Genomic DNA, 22,764 nt, shown 5'->3' with positions numbered 1-22,764 from the left:
AGTTCCGTTGAAGTCGCATTTTTTAAACCCGCCAACCAACATAATTGACCAGTGACGACAATAACCGCGGCATAGATTATCATCCATTGCCACAGAAAAGGTGATAAGACTTCGGCAAAATGGTGAGGTCCGTAAAGTAAATTAGCCAATAGGAAAAAAAATACCGTCCCCAGAATATTGCGATAAATAGTAAAAATGCCCAAGGGAATTGATTGTAGTTGCAGTTTACCAACAACGGTGGCAATGGAACCAATGATCGCAGCGATCGCCACAAAAATTTCTCCGGTGCCAATTTGAAATCCACCCATCGTCATCATCTGACTTGAACTCCCTAAAACAGCAGTCACTATCACCCCAGCCAAGGAAATCAGAGAGCCTGCAATTGCCCAAAAATCTACCCGCGAACCCAACAGCAAAACACCCAATACAAGGGTTAAAATTGGTTCGATGCGCCCAATTAACACAATATTAGTTACATTAGTCTGTCCCAGGGCTGCAAAAATTAACGCTGGAGCGATCGCCCCCGATAAAATACCTGTAATAGTTAAACTAATCCAATCTTTACGAGTCAGAGCTTTCAGAGTCGGCCGTTGCCAATCTTGATAAAAAATTAGAGTCATCAACCCCAAGGCACAGATATTACCTACAAATAAAACATTGCACAGTGAAATAGGATTTCTGCCATTAATCGCATGACTTTCCCCTATTTCCACAATTTTACGAGTTACCGAATTGGAAGCAGCAAAAATCAAAACAGCAATGCCAAGATACATTGGGCTAGGAACTCGGATGAAAAATTGATGTAATTTATTTGCAACTTTCATGCTCTTGATTTCTCTAATTTTTTAAACCTTAAAATTAGCTTATTTCGGTTGAGGACAGGTTTTATTAGTGTAATCGCATTGATAGATATACTGTGATTGCCAATGGAGGGGAATTTCTAGTAAATCTCTTGCACCAGTGATTCCCTGACCGATAAAGAACAGGAGAGCCAAACAATTGAGAATGATATGAACCCTGCGCCAGCGATTTTCTCTATCCTGATAAATATCTTGGACGATCGCCACTGAAAAAATCATCAATAAAGAGGCTATCATACCGTAGTAATAATGGGAAACAAACCATTCATTATCGCGACGAAAGATTTCTGGTTGAAACCCTAAAATCATCAATCCCATGCCCGTAAAAGTGGCAAATATACCTCGCCAGAGTTTAACTCTTGCCTTAAATAGTAGTGCGAAAGAAGCAATGGTTAACAGGAAAATGGCGATCGCAAACAAGAATCGAAAAGGTTCTTTGGTGAGGGTGTCGTTACTCAGCATTTTGGAGAAAATGGGGTAGGCCATTCCCAGTAGAGCAACCCCTACCACTGAGCCGCTCAACCAATTACCCATGGCTACGTGCTCGGAACCGACTACGGGCGGAATTTTAGTTTTTCCCCCGTCGGCGACAAGCAGGCGGCGTTGACGGGTGAGCAAGGCGCGATTCACCACAATTCCGATTAAGGGAAAAACGACAACAATGGCGATCGCCGGATGTAGTAATGCAAAGATATCTTGAAGTTCCATGTTAAAGATCCATTAATTCACTATTTAGGGACAATCAAAATTATCGATCGCTAAGCAGCCACAAACAGGGACAATAAAATGGCGATCGCGTCGGCGGGTTCATAACGCTTGCTATAATCCACGTCAATGTGAGCTAGGGCAATATGTCGATGGCGATCGATAATAAAAGTTGCAGGAACAGGTAACAGCCAATCTTCCGTCCCATTGTAATCTGGGAGAGCGTGACCAAGTTCGGTATAAAGTAATTTAAGAGGAGCGGTAATTTCAAATACAATACCATAATCACGGGCAATTTGGCAACCCGCATCACTCAAAACATCAAAGGAAAGTCCGTTGTTAAGGACTGTTTTTCGGGAAGCATCAATTGTTTGGGGAGAAATGGCTAAAACCGAAGCTCCTAAAGCCTGAATTTTGGGTGATAGCCCCTGATAAGCCCGTAATTCCAGATTACAATAGGGACACCAACTACCAAAATAAAAACAGAGAATAACGGCTCCCTGATTTAATCGCTCGTACAGACTAATCTTTTGACCGTCAGTATTTTCCAGGACAAAATCCGGGGCATCATCGTCAATTCTTAAGCTTCTGCGATTTTTAAATTCCTTGGCTAATGCTTGAGTTGCTCCTTGCATAATCGCTGCTTTTTCCGGGGGAAACTTTGCCAAAAATTCCTGGTAGAATTTATGAAATTCCAGTTGTAAATTCACGATATTTGCCAATATATATCTGGGGAATTTTCCCTTACTTAAAGTCAGCAAGGGAACAGGCAAATTACTTCACTTCATTTGGTGAAAACATTGCTACTTTCCCTTGTTTGACAGCGACTACGACGTCGTAGGTTGCACAGTAGGAGAAGGTAACATCGTTGGCTTTGTTATAGAGATTGACCACCATGCCTGCTCCACCTGGTTGTACTCCTAATGGTAATAAATCACCAAAGAAAAATCTCCGCAATTGGTCGCCACTACCAATTTGTCCTTTGTTTTTACTAATCATCTCAATCTTTTGTTGAGCAGTCATTTCCGGGGCGGCGATCGCGCTATTTTGCAATTGAGGTACAAAGCTATGTACAGCAACATCTCCGGCAGTAATAACGCTAGCCAGGGCTAGGGGAGCAAACAGAGGGCTGAGGGATTTGAGTTTTAACATTGATGTTTTTGGGGTGAGAACGGTTGATGAGACTATCATGATCTATTTCAATTTCTTTGAGAAGCAGGCAAAATAGAATATACTATATGCCATTTTGGAATAGGTGCTGTATGGATCGAATTGCTTGTATGCAAAGTTTCGTTCGGGCGATCGAATTGAATAGCTTTTCTGCCGTAGCGCGGGAACAACAGACCACGCAACCGACGATTAGTAAGCAAATCGCCGCTCTCGAAAAATATTTGGGGGTACAATTACTCACTCGTTCCACTACCAATTTGAATTTGACCGAAGAAGGTAAAAAATACTATCAATATTGCCAGCAAATTTTGGAAACCGTTGCCGAAGCAGAGGCCAGTTTAACTGGGAAAGAACGGGCAACAGGCGTTTTAAGATTGGGCTGTCCCGTGCTGTTTGGGCAAATGCAGGTTGTTCCCCGTTTAAAAGCATTTATGAAACGCTATCCCGATGTCAAGGTAGATCTGATGATGGCAGATCATTTTGTGGACATTGTAGAGGATGGTTTAGACCTGTTAATCCGCATTGGTAATCGTCTGGATAGTTCCCTGATTAGCCATCGTATCGGCACGACTCGCCGCGTCACAGTAGCAACAACAGACTATTTTGAACAAGCGGGAGAACCGAAAAAACCGGAGGATTTAGTACATCATGATTGTATTGTTTACACTCATCTGTCAACGGGTAATGAATGGCATTTTCAAGGAACAGATGGCACTATTAAGGTGCGGGTGGGGGGCTGTTTTCAAACTAATAGTTCTGTGGCGATTCGAGCCGCTGTGTTATCGGGTTTGGGGATTGCGGTAGCGCCGGTGTGGATGTTTGGTGATGAGATTTACCGGGGCGATATCAAGGTGGTGTTGCAGGATTATCAGCCGACTCCGTTGCAAATTCATGGGGTGTATCGTCGGAGTCGTTTTTATCCAGCAAAGATAGTTTGTTTTATTGAATTTTTAGCGGCAGAATTCAAGCTCGATCCCTGGGTTTCAGATTATGGGGTTTGAGCCAGATAATTAGAAGACATCTTCGATCGCATTCTCAAAGGCTCATTCGGAAGTTCTTAAGGAGATTATTGTATTCTAGCTGTCTCTGAGGGTATATATCTTGGCTTTGCCAGTGTTCGATTTTCATGTTTTCTGAGTTAGGACGAATCCGTTGCATACAGTAACAGCAAATTCCTCTTTGCTCGCTCACTAGACTTGCTCTCAGGTCATGTTTTTCGGCATAGTGATCATAGTCAGTATTTGTATTACACCGATGCTGTGTCAAGGACGTTGGTTCGGTCTTTTTCTGGATGTTTCTCATTCATTACCTTCTAAGAATTTAATCAGCGATCGAGCTTGAGTAATCTCAGGAGCTTGGTGTCCAATTTTTTCACCAAGGGGAATCATAGCTTGACGTGCGCCATCAAAATTTTCATCATCAATTAGTCTAAAAAGAGCGTGAAGCTTGTTGGCTACCTCTTTGTTACGCTCTGACGATCCCATCTGCTCCTCTAGTATTCGGTTGGCATCAAGACCATAAGATTCTAATGGAATGGTAGAAATAACTTTGCCAGTTTCTTCATCACGTTCTAGGACTCTAATACAGCTTGCTTCAACTTCACCAATAACAAGTGGCGAATGGGAAGTGCAAACAAACTGGATTGAGGGGAAGGTTCTGGTGAGGTCATTCACCACTTGATGTTGCCATTTTGGATGGAGATGTACATCTATTTCATCAATTAGGACTAGCCCTGATGTTTGTTGCAAAATCAGAGGCAATCTTTGATTACATCTATCTGATTCTTCAGTTAAGAAAGAGGCATTTTGAGTAACGATTTTGATGGCAATATCGGCGATTAGACCTACCATCATTTTTTGACCAGCACTAAGGTTACTAAAGGGTTGGGGGTTGCCTTGAATAGAAACAACAATTTCCGATCGCTCTGGGTCAAACCATAGGTCATCGGCGTTGGGAATACAACGCAAAATAGCAAACTTTACCACCTTGTAACCAGGGCGCATTTGTCCCTGTCGATTGACAGAAGCGATCGCTTCTTTCTGGAACCAAGTATGGATATCGGCGATTCTAATCCGTTCTTTAAAGCAGTCATAGAAGGCATCCCAACGGCGGGCGGGGCTGGTGTGGGTAGTGGCTTTGGGGTCGCGTTGGTTGGAGGGTAGCCAAGCTCTACCTGCTCCGTAGTAGGCGATGATGGGTAGCCAAATTTTTGCGCCTGCTTCAATCTGTTGAAATAAAGTGGAGATAATTTCTAGAGCTTGTTTGGCTTCTGTGTTGGAGGTTCTAGAGCCGTTAGTTTTGAATTGTCTGAGCCATTGGACTGGCTGACTGTTAATCGTGCCGATCGCCCTAATCTGGACGGGTTTTCGTTCAATAAATTGGGTGATGGTGTCGGATTCGATCGCTTCTAAGCGAATTTCTGAGGGCAGAATGTTACGGCGGCTATTGTTGAGGGTTGTGTCGGGGGAGTTGACCAGCCAAATTCCAGCCGCGATCGCCAAAGCATCGAGGATGGTCGTTTTACCTGTGCCATTGTCCCCAACCAGCAACGTAAATTGGGGATGCAAGTCAAGGGTATAGTCTGAAAATTTCTTGAAGTTTTTGATTTCTAGTCGGTTAATTCTCATGGTAATGTGCTACTGTCGATCGGTATTCCGCTAGTAATATCGTTTCCGTTAGCATCAGAATGATTTAACCGCAGAGGGCGCAGAGAACGCAGAGGGAGATCAGAGAGAGATGAATAATTCCGATGCTAACGAATTTGATAAAATTTGTAGCATAGAAATCATAGTAGTACATGGTTGCTTCTTCCAAGCCATCTTTAGCACAATCGTAATAGTTTGGGAAAACAAACCCAACTCTATCATCGCTATTAAACCCAATCTGCCACCATTCATCTTGATACGAGAATCCATCTTTCGACTCAGCTAGAAACTGCTCGGCAAATTGTTTAGAACACAGAATAAAACTGCACGAATACTACCCGCGATACAGGCTGTTCAAACAACTCCGCAACAGCAGTCACAAGGTTATGGATCATTTCACGCAGCGGTGACTGAACGATACAAAGTGGTTTCATCGTGACCTTAGTTCATGAATGAACTTAAGAGTATTCTACTTTGGATAGAGCCACTTAGCAAATAACTTTGTCGCCCGTGGCATGATGACGTAGGTCATTAACGAAACCATGAAAGCTGCACCGATCGCACTGCGTAACAAAGTTGGCCATGGAAAAAGCAATTGATTTAAGAAGGGTGGAATGATGTTAATTAATGGAAAAATCACTAGCCAAGTTACGAGTACCATTTTGTAGCGGGGCGGCGGGACGATCGCTCCTTGAATTGGCAAGGTAAACCATGTCTCTAACCCCGTCAGCCGTTGATACTCGGAACCAACAGTTAGCCGCTTGATGCGTTCCAAAAGCCGATGACGAATTGGAGAATTTTCCCAACTCGTCAAATTACTCAAATGGTCGAACTTGAAGACGATGCGATATTCTCGGTTGCTGCGATCGTTTGGACGGAAGATATTCACTCCCAAATGTCCTTCAAACGCGGCAGCAGCGACTAATATATCGCTCAAAAGTCGCTCAAATTCATCCTCACAACCAGGCTTGACTTGTTCCAGAATCTCGACAGTTACTGGAGAATCGTCAGATTGATTCAACGGATTCATGCAAAAAACTTCCAACTAGATTAGCGGTAATCCTTCAGTACCAATTTCTAGACATACAACTTTTGCTGACTCAATTCCTGATGGCAATGGGTACGACATACCACCGTTGCTTACCACGTAAATATTAGTGCGATCGCGCCCTGTACGACCGAATGCTAAGGCTGTAGTTCCTGCCATTCCTTGTTCTGCTTGGGCGATCGTGGTTATTTTACCATCTGGTGTAATCTTGACCACACTGTTATAAATGTGTGTAGTGCCGTATAGATTACCGTTGCGATCGAAGGCAAAGTCGTCAATGTTTACGCGATCGATAAAAATTGTTGGTTCGCCCGGTTGAGCATCTTCGAGAATCGGAATCCGAACAATATGCTGCTTTTGGGTATTCGATACATAAAGCACATTGTTAAAGATTTTGAGTCCATTAGCTCCGGGAATTTCTTGCTCTGCGGAGGTTCGCGCCAACAAAGGATGTTCGAGCCAAATGCGAGTGCTGACTTGGGCTACATCTAATTCCCAAATCGCACCTCGATAGGAATCAGCGATCGCATACCGACTACCATTCAGATGCGTGATTCCATTCAGGAAGATTGCATCTGGCATTGTTAGTAAAGTTTCTACTGAACCTTGAGATGAAACTTTAAAGATGGTGGAAATTCCATCTTGATTCCAACCTGTCAGCAATAGTTCTGTTTCTGACAGAAAAGCTAGACCTGTTGCCTTTCCCGATATCGTGGCATGAGTTACGGGGATTCGATCTTGCCCGATGCGAACGATCTTTCCTTCAAAATGGTTGGTGATAAATAACGTATTGTCAGAGTCGATCGCGATACTTTCTAGAAATGTATTGGCAGGAAATTCAGCGATTTGTTGGCTTGGCATCAACTCAATGGGAGTGCTTTCAAAGATAGGCGGTAATCCAATTGGTGTAGACATTGCGATCGTTCCTTTTTCGAGTATAGTCAGACAATCCACAAGTTGGTCAGACACTGAAAAGAATGGACAGTGCGACGAGACTTCGATATTATTTGCGCGAAGGGCACTCACCCAACGCTGAATCGAGAGTAGCACAGTCACATCTATAGTTACCAAATGGATACTAATGGAAATGTTTTACCTATGAAATTTGGATGTCCAGTTGAGCTGACGATTGAACGCATTAGTGGAAAGTGGAAAAGTGTGATTATGTGGTGGCTAAGGCAGCACAGGAAAAGCTTTGGAGAACTGAAACATCTTATTCCTGGAATCTCCGCCAAAATTTTGACGCAGCAATTGCGGGAGTTGGAAAAAGATGGTTTGATTGATCGAGAAGCCTATCGTGAGATGCCTCGACGAGTAGAATACTCCATCACGCCTTTAGGCGAAACGCTCAGCCCGATCATCGAGTTAATGTGCGAATGGGGAAAAAATCAACTGCCTGAATTTAAGTTTGGTTTACGGGATTTGACAGGCTTGCGCGTTCTTATTGTTAGTCCAGAAATGGGAGGTTTTTTGCGATCGGAACTGGAATCTCACGGGGTGCAAGTAGCGATCGCTACCTCCACAATCGAGGCGCTACAGACTTTCGATCTAACACAACCTCAAGCCTTGGTCATTGACACAGATATGCCAGACGACCAAGTATACACGCTCGTTCATCAAATCAAAGAGCTGGAGTCAGCGCAAGGCAAGCAAATTTCCACGATCGCACTGATCGCTGTTGCAAGTTCTGGCGATCGTCGGCAAGCTCTTCGCTCTGGTTTCCAGATTTGTCTGACTCAGCCTGTGGATATCGCAGAATTAGTTTGCTCTCTAGCTAGTTTAACTGGGTCGCTAGTAGATAACTAAAGCAGCCCAATATTCCCAATCAACTGCCGTAGACAACACAGATATGGTAATAGCGCAATACGGTTCAGTTAATATTTTTTTGTCATTGCGAGCGAATAGCGTTAGCGTAAGCGATCCGTTCCCCGTAGGGGTTCCCGAAGGGTAGGAAAGCAATCGCAGTATCTGTTTTTCACCAAAAAACGGGGTCTGAAGCCCCGTCGTTCTACGACGGCTTTTTCTTCTCTTTCAATGTCCTAATTAATTCTCTAAGTACATCGGTCTTGGTTCTACCCACGTCCTTGCAGTATTGCTCAAGAATCTCAAACTCAAATCCCTCGATCCGAAAATCTAAACGTTTCTTCATGATTTATCCGGCTTTTTGCTGTACTATATTATAGGAGGATGAGTCATGTTTGGTTGCCAACAAAATCTAATTCGAGCTGGTTCAGATACAGTATCTGAACCAGCTCTCAAGTAGATGACACTTCACAATGTTTCTGGATCGAGTTCTTGGGTTTTACCTGCGCGATACTCATTGAAGGCTACTGTTACAGATATTCTTCACTAATCCCAGCATCCTTGAGAAGAATTCTTAAGATTCCAGTAGGTAAGTCTCGATTGCTATGCACAGGAATAGAGAGGATAACTGCAACATCCTCTTTTGCGTAGATATGATGGCTACCAGTGATTCTTTTTAGCTCCCAACCAGATCGCTCAACAATTTTGCAGAGTGCTTTGCCAGAAACAGATTTCATAGAGATAACTCAATTAACTGTTTATCGGGCGCAAGTTCATTTTGCTGACTGGCGACTTCAAGCCAACCCTGAACAGCATCTTCCAGCATCTCTAATAACTGTTCATAACTCTCTCCCCATGTGTGACAACCTGGAAGTGCTGGAACTGAGCCGCACCATACACCATCTTCTTGCCAGATAATCGCCTTAATCTTCATGAGCAATCTTTAATAGCTATTTGCTAAGAATTTTAGCGCATTGCTTCAAAACTTGTGAAGAGCGCGATCACCCCACTGGTAATTTTGAAGTATTGGGTATTGCGATCGAGCGTTGAAACTACAACTCATCAATCGTCACTAACCCCCCCTCAGTGAACTGAATCACAAGTTCTTGCTCCTCCAACAAAGCAGTTCCAATCAGAGGTCTTCGCCCTGTAGCGAATATACGAACTTCTCGTTCTTCCCCGTCCCAAAGGATGATTGCTTCGTGAACTGCTACTAGGACTTCACTGTTATCTGCTAAGTTTACAGGCAGATCGTACAGGAACGGCAACCCCAGCAAGGTAACTGCCTCCGGTGGCAAACATAGGTAGTCAGTGAAGCCCGTGTCTATGACAAACTCGATCGGGAAAGTCGAGCCGCTTGGGAGGATAAATGTCAACGCGACGATCGCGTGCCTATCCGTCACAATACCAGAAATCACTTGCTGACACGCTCCATTACACCACCCAACGAGGCAGCCACATTGTAACCAATACGAATGCCAAAAAGTCGAGCATACGGATGCTTTGCCCTCAGACTATGCGCGGCTTTTAGCCCAGTTTCATCAACTTCGTAGTCACCTGTTTCTATGTCAATGATGACCATCTTGCCAATATTTTCTTCTAACTCTATTTTTTTGCGGATGGTGCTCTCATACAAATGTTTCGCACGACGCGCGACTTCTTCACGACTCAAAAGGATTGTTTGCATACATTTTTCCTTTTTTGTAATTCTTGATGCTGTTATGGATATGATAGCTCACTTACACGGCTACATAACGCTGACTGAGTAGGCACGAATTGCTCCATCTACTGTCGCAATAGTCATACCATTCTCTAAAGCTTGACAGATCAGCATTCTGTCAAATGGATCGCGATGTAATGGTGGCAGTTTAGCCAGTTGAGCTACACTACTTTCATCAAGAGCAAGACTGACTATTTGATGAAGATCGCGCTGTTTGGGTAAATATGTTTCGGGATGCTCCGGCAGAGGTAACTTACCCAACTGGTACTTGACAATTGCTTCCCAGACTGAAACTGCACTCAAATAGACCTCATTATCTGGATCGCGAATTGCATCTCGAACATCTGTTGATAACTGCGTGTCACCACTGATGAACCATAAAAATATGTGCGTATCTAGCAGAATCTTCATTTACCTTCAAATGCACTGAGGATATCTTCCGGCAAAGGAGCGTCGAAATCATCTGCAACGGTAAACTCGCCTGCACACAAACCAAATGGTCGCAATTGTTTGGTGCTAGAAATAGGTCTGAGTTCGGCGATCGGCTTATCTGCTTGCAGGATCACAAAAGTTGCACCTGCTTCCACTTGACGCAGATACTTTGAAGGATCGCGCTGAATTTCGTCAACTGTCACGTTCAACATAAAAATGCCTCTAGTGCGTATTTATTTTACCACGACTCTAAAAACTCTTCAACGGTCAATTCAATATCACCTGCAATCTGTCGCAGCAATCTCGGAGAAATATCGCGACCTTTATGAAATGGAACAGTGGTTCCTCGACCATCTTCATGACGAAACTGTTTGTGCGATCCCTTCTGACGAACCTCCACAAACCCAAGATTTTCTAAGATGCGAACAATCTCTTGGGGCTTCAAAACAGGAATATTGCTCATAACCTACGCAACTACAATTTGTTGAGTACCAACAAACTCTGTATTGAACGTTAGATTCTCATCTTCCAACAACATCTCGATCACTTCATGCAGGTTCGCTTGTAATTCGTCTAAAGTTTCTCCTTGAGAATGCGCTCCTGGGAAACCGGGAACATAGCCTACATACAAAGCAGTTTCATGGTCTTTCTCAACAACCGCAGTGAACGTTCTCATAAAGTTAAATTCAAACAGCTTGATTTTTAAGCAAAACCGAACAGCTCTAAGTATAGCAGATATGTCTCACAAAAAACAACAATTAAGACTATAAATTCAGAGAGCGATTTCAATAAGCAATTCAATACTCACAGACTGGCAAGCTGTGGATTTTTTTTCCTAAGATTTTGTAATTGTAATCCATCAAGCTTGATTGGAGCATTCTATTCAAACCAATTGTAAAGCTTGGATGCAAGAGACTCCAACCGCAACGGTTTGGAATTAAAACCCGATCGCATACCTTGACGCACATCATCAATAGTTATTCCCTGCTCGATCAAGAAAGGAATAATATCAATTAAGTTGTTCTCAATATCTTGCGGCTGAAAACTGTACTCTGGATCTGCTTTTAGAGTATACCTACGGCGACGTTTCAAATGATGCTGGTGCATCGCCCAACGGTAGTGATCGTTGTATGCCTCATCATTATCAACAATCACGTCATTGCGATCGATGATATTGGCATTTCCCCAATACACTTTTTCTGCAACAACAAATACGAGATCGCAATAGAGACGACAGAAATTTGGAAAGGAATCGCCACTCACCCAAAAGTTGATATCTCCAACATTAGGTTTCATCTGCGTAATGTGACAATACGTATGCAGAAATTGCTTGTTCCAAATGTATGGATCTTGATTACCGCCAATACGATCGTGATAAACGACAGTAGCATCAAGCGCTGCTACAGCACGAGACGGATGGTAGATGAGATAACCATTCATGCTAAAAACCTAACGAAAATGCAACCCAACGTTCACGCTCACCGGACGCGAATAACCTTTGCATCTCAATCAACTATATTGAGGCGTTCCGGTGCAGCGTGGTTGTTAAACGTCACAGGCGAACAAACTAACGCCAATATCCGATCGATAACGCATCTTGTTCACTTGCAGATAAGGTTTTCAACTTCTGAAGACAGAACTCTTCGTAGAACAATAAGGCTAGAAACTAAAAGAGCGATCGTACCGAATTGAAGGGCGATCGCTCTACTGGTAATTTTTTTGTTAGACAGTCAACTACTAACGCCTTTTTCATTCAAAGATTCAAGTCGTGACAGCCATTTGTTGAAGTGAGAGCATTTGCTCCGAATTACTGGCAATCCAATTTTTTCAGCTAACTGTGACCCAAAAGTAGACTTCGCTTTTCCGTAATCAGGAAACTGCGCCATGATACGCTTGCTAGGTGCTGTTTGCGGCCCATCGTTGATTAACTCAGGTGTCTGATATTGACTAGCGATAGCTTGGAGAGCTTCAATCTCTTTTGTCCGTCCAGCATCAAGGTACTCAAAACACGTTGGGTCAGAAAACAGGTATGCTTCATATTCATGTAACTGAATATAAGGAATGAATCTACGATCACCAATATCCTCCGCAAAGTGTTCCTCTAAAAATTCAACTCGCCGTATCGGATCTTGACGCATACGCTCAGATTCAGCTAATCCCGGAAAATCAGGGTGAATAGCATACAAATCAATCATGGTAGTAAAAAATACATCGGAATTGCTATCTTCCTTGAGCGATCGCAGGATATCGTTTTTCATCGGTGCATAATTGCGTCCACCACCGCGGTGCACTTTCCCATTTTTCCTAGCATGAGCAATTAGCCTAGGACGATTCATAAACACCTTATGTAGAGCTAAGTGCGGTTTTATCAAAGTGTCAGCGAATGTCTGCTCGGTTTGTCCTTCGGCAAATAGGTAGAGACGCACCATTAATGTGGTCCTCCCCCAATGATATTTTTCTCCCAAATTTCTCCCAGACTATACTCGTCAAGCCAAGCATCTAATTTTGTGGGATTTAGCCTCTTAAATTGCGATTCCTTGCCCTCTCGATTCACCGCAATTACATCGTCAGGATCGAAATTATCCAAGAAAGAACTAGATTGAGTGCTAATGAGAATTTGCGTATGGAGTGCAGCCTTACTAAACAAATCTGCCACAACATTTAGAGCGTAGGGGTGCAGCCCTAATTCCGGCTCATCAACGACAATGAGTTCTGGCAGTTCATCTTCTGGCTGTAAGAGCAGCGTGGCAAGACATATGGCACGCAAAGTACCATCTGAAAATTGATGCGGCCCAAATACCCGATCGGACCCCTTTTCTCGCCAGTTGAGAATGACGCGATTAGATGCGTCTGGCTCAAGAACAAAGTCATCGAAGAACGGTGCAATAAGACGGATGGTTCCGATAATGCGTTGATAAGCTGCACCCTCATTTTCTTCACGGAACCTCAGAAGTAATGCAGCTAAATTTCCAGCATCGGGCATTAGCCATCGGCTGTCACCAACGTAACAGGATTGTCGGACTCCCGCCGTAGAAGATGTGTCATGAAAATGGTATACACGGCAACGATTCAGCAAATATTCCAGCATTTTAGCCGTTTGCTTACCTTCCTTTGCTGCTTCTTTGATTCTGGTTTCCTGATGTCCTGCACCTAATTCGTCAGTCCTTGGGGATGTCCTGCCTGTTTGTAGAAAGCTCAAAGTCTCTTCGGCAAAAATAAGGGTATCACCAGCCGCATGAAACAGCCGAAAATGATAGGAGTCCACCCCATTTTCGACTTCAAATTCTAGTTTTGCTTCTATTTGGGGCGTTGTCTTAGGTCCAAAATATAGGAGGGATTGAGCTCGACCAGATACACCAATAAACTGTTGGAAGCGTCCAGCCATCATCTCGTTTAGCATCTTGAAAAACGAGATGAGATTGCTCTTTCCTGCTCCATTTGCTCCAATCAGGATATTTAGGGGATGTAGCTGAATATCTATTGCCTTAATAGACTTAAATCCATTGAGGGTTAATCTTTGTAGCCTATTCAAAAGTCAGTCTCCTAAGTCTGCGATGGTGTGTTTGCTTTTTTGCATAATGTCTAACTATTAATTATACCGCTGTTACGGTCTAACACTCCGATCGCGCTCCTTGACCCCATACCCACTTTGTTTCTCAAACCCAACTCCAGATTACTTGAAAACCAAAGTTTGCCGGATTTGTCTATCAACAAAAACAGAAAACCCCCAAACTCTCTGAAAAATAGGGTTTGGGGGTTTTATTCCTAAATCTCGTTCAAATCACAACTTACTAAGTTCGATCGCCGGAGCACGCAAAGACACCGTTTTATCCGCAGCAGCCTTAGCCACCAACGAAGGCACAGAATCGCGCAATCTTGCCGTCAACTGAACCGTCGTCGCATCATAAACCTGAGTCAACATCTTCGGATACAAACCAATGCCAATAATCGGCACTAACAGCGCAGCAATGATAAACACTTCACGCGGTTCTGCATCCACCAATTCTTCATGTTCCGCCAATTCCTTGTTTTCCGGGCCGTAGAAGATTTCCCGCAGCATTGAAAGCAGATAAATCGGAGTCAAAATCACCCCGACAGCAGCTAAACATACCACGCAAACCTTAAATACTGGATTGTAAGCATCGCTGGTTGCAAAACCGACAAACACCATCAATTCTGCTACAAAACCGCTCATTCCGGGCAATGCCAAAGAAGCCATAGAACAAGCAGTCCACATGGCGAAAACCTTACGCATTTTCTGCCCAACACCGCCCATTTCGTCGAGCATGAGGGTGTGAGTGCGATCGTAAGTGCAACCAACCATAAAGAACAAACTCGCCCCAATTAAACCGTGGGAAACCATTTGCAGCATTGCACCGCTAATTCCCAAATCGGTAAACGAAGCTATCCCGATTAACACAAAGCCCATGTGGGAAATCGAAGAATAAGCAATTTTCCGCTTCAAGTTTCGCTGCGCAAAAGAAGTTAAAGCAGCGTAAACAATGTTTACCACACCCAAAATTACCAAAATCGGTGCGAAGACAGCGTGAGCATCCGGGAGCATTCCTGCATTCATCCGCAACAAAGCGTAGCCACCCATTTTTAGCAGAATTCCTGCTAGCAACATATGGGCTGGTGCGGTGGCTTCGCCGTGAGCGTCGGGGAGCCAAGTGTGTAGGGGGAAAATCGGCAGTTTGACACCGTAAGCTATTAGGAAACCTGCGTATAGTAGCAATTCGATATTGGGGGCGAAGTCTTTAAGTGCGATCGCCCGCATATCAAAAGTCACCGTATCGCCATAAAACGCCATCGTCAGCGCACCAACCAAAATAAACAGCGAACCGCCCGCCGTGTACAGAATAAACTTAGTTGCTGCGTAGAGCCGTTTTTTGCCACCCCAGATGGACAAAATCAGGTAAATCGGCACTAATTCTAATTCCCAAACCAGGAAAAATAGCAACATATCCTGCACGGCAAAAACGGCTATTTGCCCGCCGTACATTGTCAGCATCAAAAAGTAAAATAGCTTCGGTTTAAACGTAACTGGCCAAGCTGCTAAAGTAGCTAAAGTAGTAATAAAACCAGTCAGCAAAATCAGCGGCATCGATAAACCATCAGCACCCACAGACCAATTCAAATCCAGTTGCTGTACCCAAGTATAACTTTCTACCAGTTGCAGTCCCGGATTGCTGAAGTCGTACTGAGTGTAAAAAGCGTAAACAAGCAGAGCAAAATCAATCAAACCGACAATCAAAGCATACCACCGCACCGTCTTGCCATCCTTATCGGGAATTAAAGGAATCAGCAAAGCCGCAGCAATAGGAAACAGGATTGTTGTTGTTAACCAGGGAAAGTTAGCTGTATCCATTGCGTTTTAAAATTATCCATCAATTATTAGGTTTAAACATATTTTGGCAATTTTGCTCTAAATTTTATACTTTCTTTATACTAAACGTAATTTTTGCAATAATTGCTACGAATGATGCGATCGCATAATTCGAGTTTAATCAAAGATTTATTTCTATTTGCTAATGGTCAATTATGAGTTATTGAGCTACTACCCGTTCCCCCCTTATTAAGGGGAACGGGCGTGTTTTCTCTCAAAAGAATTGCCTTAAATTGTAGGTTGGGCCCGTGTCACGAAACCCAACATTTTTCTTAGATTTGTTGGGTTTCGCTACGCTTAACCCAACCTACAGAAGAGTTTGAGAACACGCTCTAGAAAGTAGGGTGCGTCGCTGGCAAATTTTTGGGTAATCTATCATAATCTTATGGCGACGCACCCTACAGAAACTTACAAGGGAGGAGACAGCATTGCCCATAGGTGTCAACTTAAGCCTGAAAGCCTTGGTATCTCTCGTTCATAGCTAAGTCTAGATCCCCCTAAATCCCCCTTAAGAAGGGGGACTTTGATCGGACTCTTATCCCCCCCTTCTTAAGGGGGGCTAGGGGGGATCTAGATTTAATAGTCTTGCCAGCAGTCTGTGACTGGGTTAGAAGTTAAGTTGACACCAATGAGCATTGCCGTTTCCCTACGGATTTAACTAACTCCCGAAACGATCGCAAAACCCAGAACTGCAACAAACACAATCAGGGCATAAAATTGAGCGCGACCGTTTTCAATGTATTTCAATCCTTCGCCTGTTACCAGGGCGAGAAAACCAGTCAAATTGACCACACCATCGACGACTCGCAAATCCACTTCCATGACTTGCCGCGCTAAACGGCGACTGCCTTTGACAAACAGAAATTCGTTGATGTCGTCTAGATACCACTTGTTGAGGGAGAATTCGTAAAGCGGTTTGATTTTTTGGGCGATCGCATTTGCATCAATTTTCCGGCTCAAATACATCAGAGAAGCCAAAGTAATGCCCAACAAAGCAATACCTACAGAACTTCCGCCCATGATTAGAAATTCCGTCAAATCGAACTCGGCGGCGTGTTCCAATACTTCTTCGAGAGACTCACCAGGAGCATGGATAAACTGCTCAAAATAATTAGCAAATGGCGTACCGACAAAACCAATTAACACAGAAGGTATTGCCAACACCACTAAAGGCAGAGCCATTGTTAACGGAGATTCATGAGGGAAATGGTCGTGTTCATCGTGACTTTCCCCAGTTGTGGCCAATTCCTTAACATTCATCGCCCCAGGACCGAAAACCAAACCTGGTTGCAGAAGTTGCTGTTTGATGGCGTTGTCATTACCCCGGAATTCGCCCTCAAAGGTGCTGAAATACATCCGGAACATATAAAACGCGGTCATCCCAGCCGTTACCCAGCTCACAGCCCACAGAGCGGGATTTGCTTGGAAAGCTTGGGCGAGGATTTCGTCTTTTGACCAAAAACCGGCAAACGGCGGAATGCCACAGATTGCCAAATTTCCGATTAAGAAGCAAGTTGCCGTAATCGGCATATATTTCCGCAACCCGCCCATCAGTCGCATATCTTGAGCGAGGGCGGGGTTGTGCCCGACGACATCTTCCATGCCGTGAATCACTGAACCAGAACACAGGAACAGCATGGCTTTGAAGTAAGCGTGGGTCATCAAGTGGAACAGTCCGGCACTGTAAGCGCCGACTCCCATTGCCATTACCATGTAGCCCAATTGGGAGATGGTAGAGTAGGCTAGGCCTTTTTTGATGTCATTTTGGGTAATGGCGATCGAAGCGCCCATAAATGCTGTAAAACAGCCCGTACAGGCGATTAAATTCATGACTGCTGGCAACCCTTCAAATACTGGGTACATCCGAGCAATCAGGAAGACACCGGCGGCTACCATTGTCGCGGCGTGGATCAGAGCTGAAATTGGTGTCGGGCCTTCCATGGCGTCTGGTAGCCAGACGTGGAGGGGGAATTGAGCGGATTTGGCCGCTGGTCCCAAAAATATCAGGACTCCGAAGATGGTGGCCAAAGTGGCGCTCAGGGCACCGGATTCGACTAAGGAGTGCAGGCGCTCCCCCATCACGTCAAATTCAAAGCTGCCGGTGGCCCAGTAAATGCCGAGGATGCCCAGCAGCAGGCCGAAGTCGCCGACGCGGTTGGTGACGAAGGCTTTTTGGCAGGCGTCAGCAGCGGGTTTGCGATCGTACCAAAATCCCACTAGCAGGTAGGAACACATACCTACGAGTTCCCAGAAGATATAAATCTGAACGATGTTGGGGCTGACTACTAGACCTAGCATCGAGGCGCTGAAGATGCTGAGATAGGCGTAAAAACGCACGTACCCGTCATCGTGAGCCATGTAGCCATCGGTATAAATCATCACTAAAAAGGCGACCGTAGTGACGATCGCCAACATGACCGAAGTCAGGGGGTCGATGACGTAGCCCATATTCAGCGAGAAGTCCCCAGCAGAAGCCCACTGAATAGTGCGGGTGTAGGGTGCGTGACCCTGTAGTTGACTCCACAACAATGCAAAAGAGAGTACCATTGACCCTCCGAGCGTGGAGACGATTAGTATCGCATTCCCTTGCCGGAGTTTGTTGGTGGCTTGGTTAAAGGTGATTAAGCCTAGACCTACTAGCATTGCGCCTGCCAGTGGCAGGACTGGAATCAGCCAAGCGTATTGATAAAGCAGTTCCATGACTGATGAAGTTTAAAGTTTCTACTAGATTGACAAAACTGTAAACAATTGTCACACAAGCCTGCATGAATGGGTAGAAAGACTCTCTACAATTCTTAAGATCAGATAAGACGGCGGTTGAAACCGCCCGGTCTTATTTAAATCTATTTCAAAACATAGATAGACAAATCTCGCAGTCCTGTGTCTCCAAGACTGCGATATTTATTTTGGATCGGATGCCGATCGGTTTAGCTGTGTATGTACTTATTGTCAATCGTTGTCCACTTAATTAGTAATTAGAGGCATAGCGATCGACAAATGGGGAATTCCTTCTGCCTTCTACATACCAGCCGAATATTTGCTACACAAGAGCCGAATGCCTTTGAACCGTTGAATTGTTACCTGTTGACTGCTTCCTGGGGTTGCAGCCGTTGAGTTGGGGCATATACCCCAGAGGTCGCCAGCATCCAGGAGTCGAGAGTCCGGCGCAGTTCCTCCCGTCCTTGGTAATGTTCAAATCTAAATCGAACTTTGTCCCCTTCAAACAAAATCAGCGTCGGGAGACTTGTCAGGCGATAAGTGTTGGCTAATTTCAAACTTTCATCGGCATTCACCCCTAGGAGCTTGACTTTTCCTGCCCACTGTCTCTCAAATGTTGTGAGCGTAGGGTCGATCGCGCGGCACAGACCGCACCAGGGCGCCCAAAAATGAACTAACACGGGGGTAGATGCTTGAAAAACCTCTTGTGCAAAAGTGCGTTCGCTAACGGACAACACCATGATCCCTCAAAAATTAATAAATTTTTTCTATCCTAGGGATCATGCTACCAGTATATGTTCCCAGTCGCACGCATCAAAAAAGGATGAATTTTCCACAGCAGGGTAGTAAAAATGACTACACCTACATAGGAAGGGCGCAAAAACTCAAGCAAATCAAGGCTTTGACGTTTTTGGAGGATAGCCAAAAATGGCAAAATTGATGTCCGAGATTTGATGGTTTCAAAGGATTCGCCAAAACGGGCCTGAAGTCGCCTGTCACCGTGCCACACTCCGAACAGGTGGTGAAGTACCAAACCAATGGAAGTCAGGAGGGTAAAGCTAGTGCCAATCCAGAGGGTATGGGCTATGCACCAAATCACCTGTCCCACCATTTGCGGGTGGCGGGTGATGCGGATGATGCCGGTTTCGTAGAGGTGAACTTGGGGTTTTTGGATGGCGGCAATTTCGAGGAGATTGAAAGTTGCTGGGTATAGAAACAGGAAAGAAATTGCCGAAAGTATCCAAACTAGAGGTTTGATAGCGGGGATGCCTTGTAGCTGCCAAAGCTGTATACCGTCGTAGCGGTGGTTGAAAAAGTAGACAATCAGAATGACTGCTAGGGGCAAACTGACTAGGGCAAATAAAACGCGGTAAAGTCTTGCCCCTATGAGCTTTTCAGCTTTGGGGCGGAGGGCTGCTAAACCGCTGTGGGCGGAGGCAAAACCGAGTAAAAGTCCGAGAATAATTAAGTGGGAGTTGAGCGCCAAGTCGATCGTCATCAGAAAAATGGGTAGAAACCCCGTCCTTTTAGGACGGCTTTACTTGAAGTTTTGTTAAAACCTGCTATTTCACACGGGACTTGCTAGAGTGTGAAAGTAACGCGCTCAAGGTGAGCATGACACTAAAAGCCTTCAGCTATCGATTCTACCCAACGCCAGAACAAGAAAGTTTGTTGCGACGCACACTGGGCTGTACCCGTTTGGTCTATAACCGTGCTTTAGTCGCAAGGACCCAAGGATGGTATGAAGATCAAAAGAGAATCGGCTATGCTGAAACTTCTAGTATGTTAACCGAAGGTCAGAAAACGGAAGAACTGGATTTTCTTAATGAAGTTAGCTGCGTGCCATTGCAGCAATGTTTGCGACACCTGCAAACAGCTTATACTAACTTCTTTGATGGGCGAGCGAAATACCCCAATTTTAAGAAAAAGCGGAATGGCGGTAGCGCAGAGTTTACCAAATCTGCTTTTAAGTTTAAAAACGGACAAGTCTACTTAGCAAAGTGCGCGCAAGCACTGCCTATTCGCTGGAGTCGAACACTGCCGAGCGGTGCGACACCATCAACCTTAAGTGTGAAGCTTGCACCGTCTGGTAGGTGGTCAGTCTCTCTCTTGGTAGATGTTGAGATTAAGACGTTACCCTCCTGCGACAATCAAGTTGGCATTGACTTAGGAATTGCGAGTTTACTCACTCTGGACACTGGTGAAAAAATTACCAATCCCAAAGGATTTAAGGCAAAGTATCGAAAACTCAGGAGAGCGCAGAAATCTTTAAGCCGAAAGCAAAAAGGGTCTAACAACCGCCACAAAGCACGACTCAAAGTAGCGAGAGTGCATCAAGAAATTACTGATGCAAGAAAAGATAACCTTCACAAACTAACCACTCAACTGGTGCGCGAAAACCAAACAATTGCCATTGAGGACTTAGCTGTGAAAAACATGGTTAAAAATCGGAAACTCGCCCTAGCTATCAGTGATGCAAGTTGGGGTGAATTGGTCAGACAACTTGAATACAAGTGCAAGTGGTACGGCCGTACTTTAATCAAGATTGACCGATGGTTTCCGAGTTCAAAACGATGTGGCAATTGTGGCCACATCGTTGAAAAGATGCCGTTGAATATCCGGGAATGGGATTGTCCTAATTGCGGGACGCACCATGACCGAGACATCAATGCAGCAAAGAACATTTTGGCGGCAGGGCTTGCCGTTGCAGTCTGTGGAGCGACCGTAAGACCCGAACAGAGTAAATCTGTGAAGGCTGGTGCGAAACCCCGTCAGGGACAGAAGCAGAAACCTAAATCGTAAGGTTTGGGAATCCCCATGCGTTCACGCCGGGGAGGATGTCAATGTAAATATTAAGAAAAGTTATTGATTCGTGGCCAATTTGTGTCACAAAGTATCTATGGGAGCATTCAGTGGTCAGTTGACGGTTGACGGTTGACAGTTGACTGTTCGCTGTTCGCTGTTCGCTGTTTGCTGTTTGCTGTTTGCTGTTGACTGTTCGCTGTTGACTGTTCGCTGTTGACTGTTCGCTGTTTGCTGATGGCAGTCAACCGTCAACCGTCAACCGTCAACTGACAACCGTCAACTGACAACTGACAACCGTCAACTGACCACTGACAATTAGATATATGTCTGACCTTCCTTTCACTTTAGACCAGTTACGTATTCTCAAGGCTATCGCTTCTGAAGGTAGCTTCAAACGCGCCGCTGACAGCCTGTATGTATCCCAGCCAGCAGTTAGCTTGCAGGTGCAAAACTTAGAGAGACAGTTGGACGTGCCGCTGTTCGATAGAGGGGGGCGTAGGGCTCAACTCACGGAAGCGGGACACCTGCTGCTGAGTTACGGCGAGAAAATTTTATCGCTTTGTCAAGAAACTTGTCGAGCTCTGGAAGACTTGCAAAATCTTCAAGGTGGCACCTTGATTGTGGGGGCATCTCAAACTACTGGGACTTATTTGCTACCTCGGATGATCGGGATGTTTCGGCAAAAATACCCGGATGTGGCGGTACAACTTCACGTTCACTCGACTCGTCGTACTGCTTGGAGTGTGGCTAACGGACAAATCGATTTGGCGATTGTGGGCGGAGAAATTCCTACGGAACTTCTGGAAGCCTTGGATGTTGTTCCTTATGCTGAGGACGAACTGGCTCTGATTCTCCCTCCGTCTCACCCGATGGTAAAACAAGAAACAATCCAAAAGGAAGACCTTTACAAATTGCAGTTTATTTCCCTGGATTCCCAGTCTACTATCCGTAAAGTCATCGATCAGGTGTTGTCTCGCAGCGGCATTGATACTCGCCGCCTGAAAATTGAGATGGAACTCAATTCCATCGAGGCGATTAAAAATGCCGTGCAGTCGGGGTTGGGTGCTGCATTTGTGTCGGTTTCGGCGATCGAAAAAGAGTTGCTGATGGGTGTTTTGCACAAATCTCAAATGGAGGAAGTGGTGGTGACTAGGGTTTTGTCGCTGATTTGCAACCCGAACCGCTATCGTTCTAAAGCTGCCGAGGCTTTCAGTAATGAAATTTTGCCTTCCTTTGCTACTTATTCTGGTATCAAGGAGATAAAAGAATCTCCCGGCTTTGAGTTCGATCCTAGAGAGATTCTATCTCCCAACTCGGCGGGTAGTTAATCTGTGGACTGGGGCGCGATGGGTGGCGGGTAGCCATCTCAAGTGTTTGTTGATTTGGGAGGGACACAGGGGTACAAAGGGAGAGGGGGATTGAATTTTACTTTTTTTCCCCAAGGATTTAAGTATACAATTTAAAGGCGCGAC

25 protein-coding genes and 1 pseudogene are annotated in these 22,764 nt (G+C 44.8%); 4 read left to right on the top strand and 22 right to left on the bottom strand.

From position 1 onward, the window contains the following. The 4 genes from AAFP11_RS17125 to AAFP11_RS17110 all read right to left on the bottom strand — a co-directional run. Positions 1-824, bottom strand: an 824-nt coding sequence (locus AAFP11_RS17125) for an EamA family transporter (protein WP_341738157.1), incomplete at its 3' end; no start/stop codon positions are given. A gap of 39 nt (positions 825-863) precedes the next feature. Then, positions 864-1,568, bottom strand: a complete 705-nt coding sequence (locus AAFP11_RS17120; protein ID WP_341738156.1) for a DUF4079 domain-containing protein — start codon at positions 1,566-1,568, stop codon at positions 864-866. A 50-nt stretch (positions 1,569-1,618) separates the two neighbouring features. Continuing rightward, a complete protein-coding gene (locus tag AAFP11_RS17115) occupies positions 1,619-2,275 on the bottom strand; it encodes a peroxiredoxin-like family protein (RefSeq protein ID WP_341738155.1) in 657 nt (218 codons plus the stop codon). Between the two features lie 64 nt (positions 2,276-2,339). Then, the gene (locus AAFP11_RS17110) at positions 2,340-2,717 is read right to left on the bottom strand and encodes a hypothetical protein (protein ID WP_340522505.1); all 378 of its coding nucleotides are present in this window, start codon (positions 2,715-2,717) and stop codon (positions 2,340-2,342) included. A gap of 128 nt (positions 2,718-2,845) precedes the next feature. On the opposite strand from AAFP11_RS17110, the gene AAFP11_RS17105 reads away from it, so the two are divergent. Then, positions 2,846-3,736, top strand: a complete 891-nt coding sequence (locus AAFP11_RS17105) for a LysR family transcriptional regulator (protein ID WP_341738154.1) — start codon at positions 2,846-2,848, stop codon at positions 3,734-3,736. 297 nt (positions 3,737-4,033) lie between these two features. On the opposite strand, the gene AAFP11_RS17100 is transcribed toward AAFP11_RS17105, so the two are convergent. The 3 genes from AAFP11_RS17100 to AAFP11_RS17090 all read right to left on the bottom strand — a co-directional run bounded on the left by AAFP11_RS17100 (position 4,034) and on the right by AAFP11_RS17090 (position 7,343). After that, complete coding sequence (locus AAFP11_RS17100) at positions 4,034-5,362, bottom strand: AAA family ATPase (RefSeq protein WP_341738153.1); 1,329 nt, start codon at positions 5,360-5,362, stop codon at positions 4,034-4,036. Positions 5,363-5,849: 487 nt separating this feature from the next. Next, positions 5,850-6,410 carry an antibiotic biosynthesis monooxygenase gene (locus tag AAFP11_RS17095; RefSeq protein WP_341738152.1) on the bottom strand — a complete coding sequence of 187 codons (561 nt, stop codon included), beginning with the start codon at positions 6,408-6,410 and terminating at the stop codon, positions 5,850-5,852. Positions 6,411-6,425: 15 nt separating this feature from the next. Beyond that, positions 6,426-7,343, bottom strand: a complete 918-nt coding sequence (locus AAFP11_RS17090; RefSeq protein ID WP_341738151.1) for an SMP-30/gluconolactonase/LRE family protein — start codon at positions 7,341-7,343, stop codon at positions 6,426-6,428. 183 nt (positions 7,344-7,526) lie between these two features. On the opposite strand from AAFP11_RS17090, the gene AAFP11_RS17085 reads away from it, so the two are divergent. After that, on the top strand, positions 7,527-8,234 hold the full coding sequence (locus AAFP11_RS17085; RefSeq protein ID WP_341738150.1) for a winged helix-turn-helix transcriptional regulator: 708 nt from the start codon (positions 7,527-7,529) through the stop codon (positions 8,232-8,234). 527 nt (positions 8,235-8,761) lie between these two features. Here AAFP11_RS17085 and AAFP11_RS17080 read toward each other — a convergent pair. From AAFP11_RS17080 to AAFP11_RS17010, 15 genes and pseudogenes are all read right to left on the bottom strand, one after another. Further along, complete coding sequence (locus AAFP11_RS17080; protein ID WP_341738149.1) at positions 8,762-8,968, bottom strand: type II toxin-antitoxin system HicA family toxin; 207 nt, start codon at positions 8,966-8,968, stop codon at positions 8,762-8,764. Then, positions 8,965-9,165, bottom strand: coding sequence for a type II toxin-antitoxin system HicB family antitoxin (locus tag AAFP11_RS17075; protein WP_106146251.1), 201 nt, complete (start codon positions 9,163-9,165; stop codon positions 8,965-8,967). Before AAFP11_RS17075 ends, AAFP11_RS17080 begins: the two co-directional genes overlap by 4 nt. Before the next feature lie 118 nt (positions 9,166-9,283). After that, the gene (locus AAFP11_RS17070) at positions 9,284-9,649 is read right to left on the bottom strand and encodes a clan AA aspartic protease (RefSeq protein WP_341738148.1); all 366 of its coding nucleotides are present in this window, start codon (positions 9,647-9,649) and stop codon (positions 9,284-9,286) included. Then, entirely contained in the window at positions 9,646-9,918 is a 273-nt protein-coding gene (locus tag AAFP11_RS17065; RefSeq protein ID WP_341738147.1) for a hypothetical protein, read from the bottom strand. Before AAFP11_RS17065 ends, AAFP11_RS17070 begins: the two co-directional genes overlap by 4 nt. 60 nt (positions 9,919-9,978) lie before the next feature. Beyond that, positions 9,979-10,362: a type II toxin-antitoxin system VapC family toxin gene (locus AAFP11_RS17060; protein WP_341738146.1), complete on the bottom strand. Its 384-nt coding sequence runs from the start codon at positions 10,360-10,362 to the stop codon at positions 9,979-9,981. After that, entirely contained in the window at positions 10,359-10,595 is a 237-nt protein-coding gene (locus AAFP11_RS17055; RefSeq protein ID WP_341738145.1) for a type II toxin-antitoxin system Phd/YefM family antitoxin, read from the bottom strand. Before AAFP11_RS17055 ends, AAFP11_RS17060 begins: the two co-directional genes overlap by 4 nt. A gap of 26 nt (positions 10,596-10,621) precedes the next feature. Beyond that, entirely contained in the window at positions 10,622-10,846 is a 225-nt protein-coding gene (locus tag AAFP11_RS17050; RefSeq protein WP_333303794.1) for a type II toxin-antitoxin system HicA family toxin, read from the bottom strand. 3 nt (positions 10,847-10,849) lie between these two features. Next, positions 10,850-11,059, bottom strand: a complete 210-nt coding sequence (locus tag AAFP11_RS17045) for a type II toxin-antitoxin system HicB family antitoxin (protein WP_341738144.1) — start codon at positions 11,057-11,059, stop codon at positions 10,850-10,852. A 203-nt stretch (positions 11,060-11,262) separates the two neighbouring features. After that, a complete protein-coding gene (locus AAFP11_RS17040; RefSeq protein ID WP_341738143.1) occupies positions 11,263-11,679 on the bottom strand; it encodes a hypothetical protein in 417 nt (138 codons plus the stop codon). Between the two features lie 434 nt (positions 11,680-12,113). Further along, the gene (locus AAFP11_RS17035; protein ID WP_341738142.1) at positions 12,114-12,812 is read right to left on the bottom strand and encodes a DUF4276 family protein; all 699 of its coding nucleotides are present in this window, start codon (positions 12,810-12,812) and stop codon (positions 12,114-12,116) included. Continuing rightward, a complete protein-coding gene (locus AAFP11_RS17030; protein ID WP_341738141.1) occupies positions 12,812-13,915 on the bottom strand; it encodes an AAA family ATPase in 1,104 nt (367 codons plus the stop codon). The genes AAFP11_RS17035 and AAFP11_RS17030 overlap by 1 nt, the downstream gene beginning before the upstream one ends. 303 nt (positions 13,916-14,218) lie before the next feature. Continuing rightward, positions 14,219-15,751, bottom strand: a pseudogene (locus tag AAFP11_RS17025) (NAD(P)H-quinone oxidoreductase subunit 4); the annotation flags it as partial. Between the two features lie 672 nt (positions 15,752-16,423). After that, positions 16,424-18,469: an NAD(P)H-quinone oxidoreductase subunit 5 gene (locus AAFP11_RS17020; RefSeq protein WP_341738140.1), complete on the bottom strand. Its 2,046-nt coding sequence runs from the start codon at positions 18,467-18,469 to the stop codon at positions 16,424-16,426. A gap of 377 nt (positions 18,470-18,846) precedes the next feature. Further along, entirely contained in the window at positions 18,847-19,227 is a 381-nt protein-coding gene (locus tag AAFP11_RS17015; RefSeq protein WP_341738139.1) for a thioredoxin domain-containing protein, read from the bottom strand. A gap of 44 nt (positions 19,228-19,271) precedes the next feature. Next, entirely contained in the window at positions 19,272-19,985 is a 714-nt protein-coding gene (locus AAFP11_RS17010) for an NnrU family protein (RefSeq protein WP_341738138.1), read from the bottom strand. Between the two features lie 116 nt (positions 19,986-20,101). Here AAFP11_RS17010 and AAFP11_RS17005 point away from each other — a divergent pair, with 116 nt between their 5' ends. Continuing rightward, entirely contained in the window at positions 20,102-21,289 is a 1,188-nt protein-coding gene (locus AAFP11_RS17005; protein ID WP_341738137.1) for an RNA-guided endonuclease TnpB family protein, read from the top strand. A 326-nt stretch (positions 21,290-21,615) separates the two neighbouring features. Next, positions 21,616-22,620, top strand: coding sequence for a LysR family transcriptional regulator (locus AAFP11_RS17000; RefSeq protein ID WP_341738136.1), 1,005 nt, complete (start codon positions 21,616-21,618; stop codon positions 22,618-22,620). Positions 22,621-22,764 lie beyond the last annotated feature (144 nt).

Source organism: Microcoleus sp. CAWBG640 (assembly GCF_020883015.1).
In the GTDB taxonomy this organism is placed as follows: domain Bacteria; phylum Cyanobacteriota; class Cyanobacteriia; order Cyanobacteriales; family Microcoleaceae; genus Microcoleus; species Microcoleus anatoxicus.
This window is presented reverse-complemented; position numbering and strand designations above follow the sequence as displayed.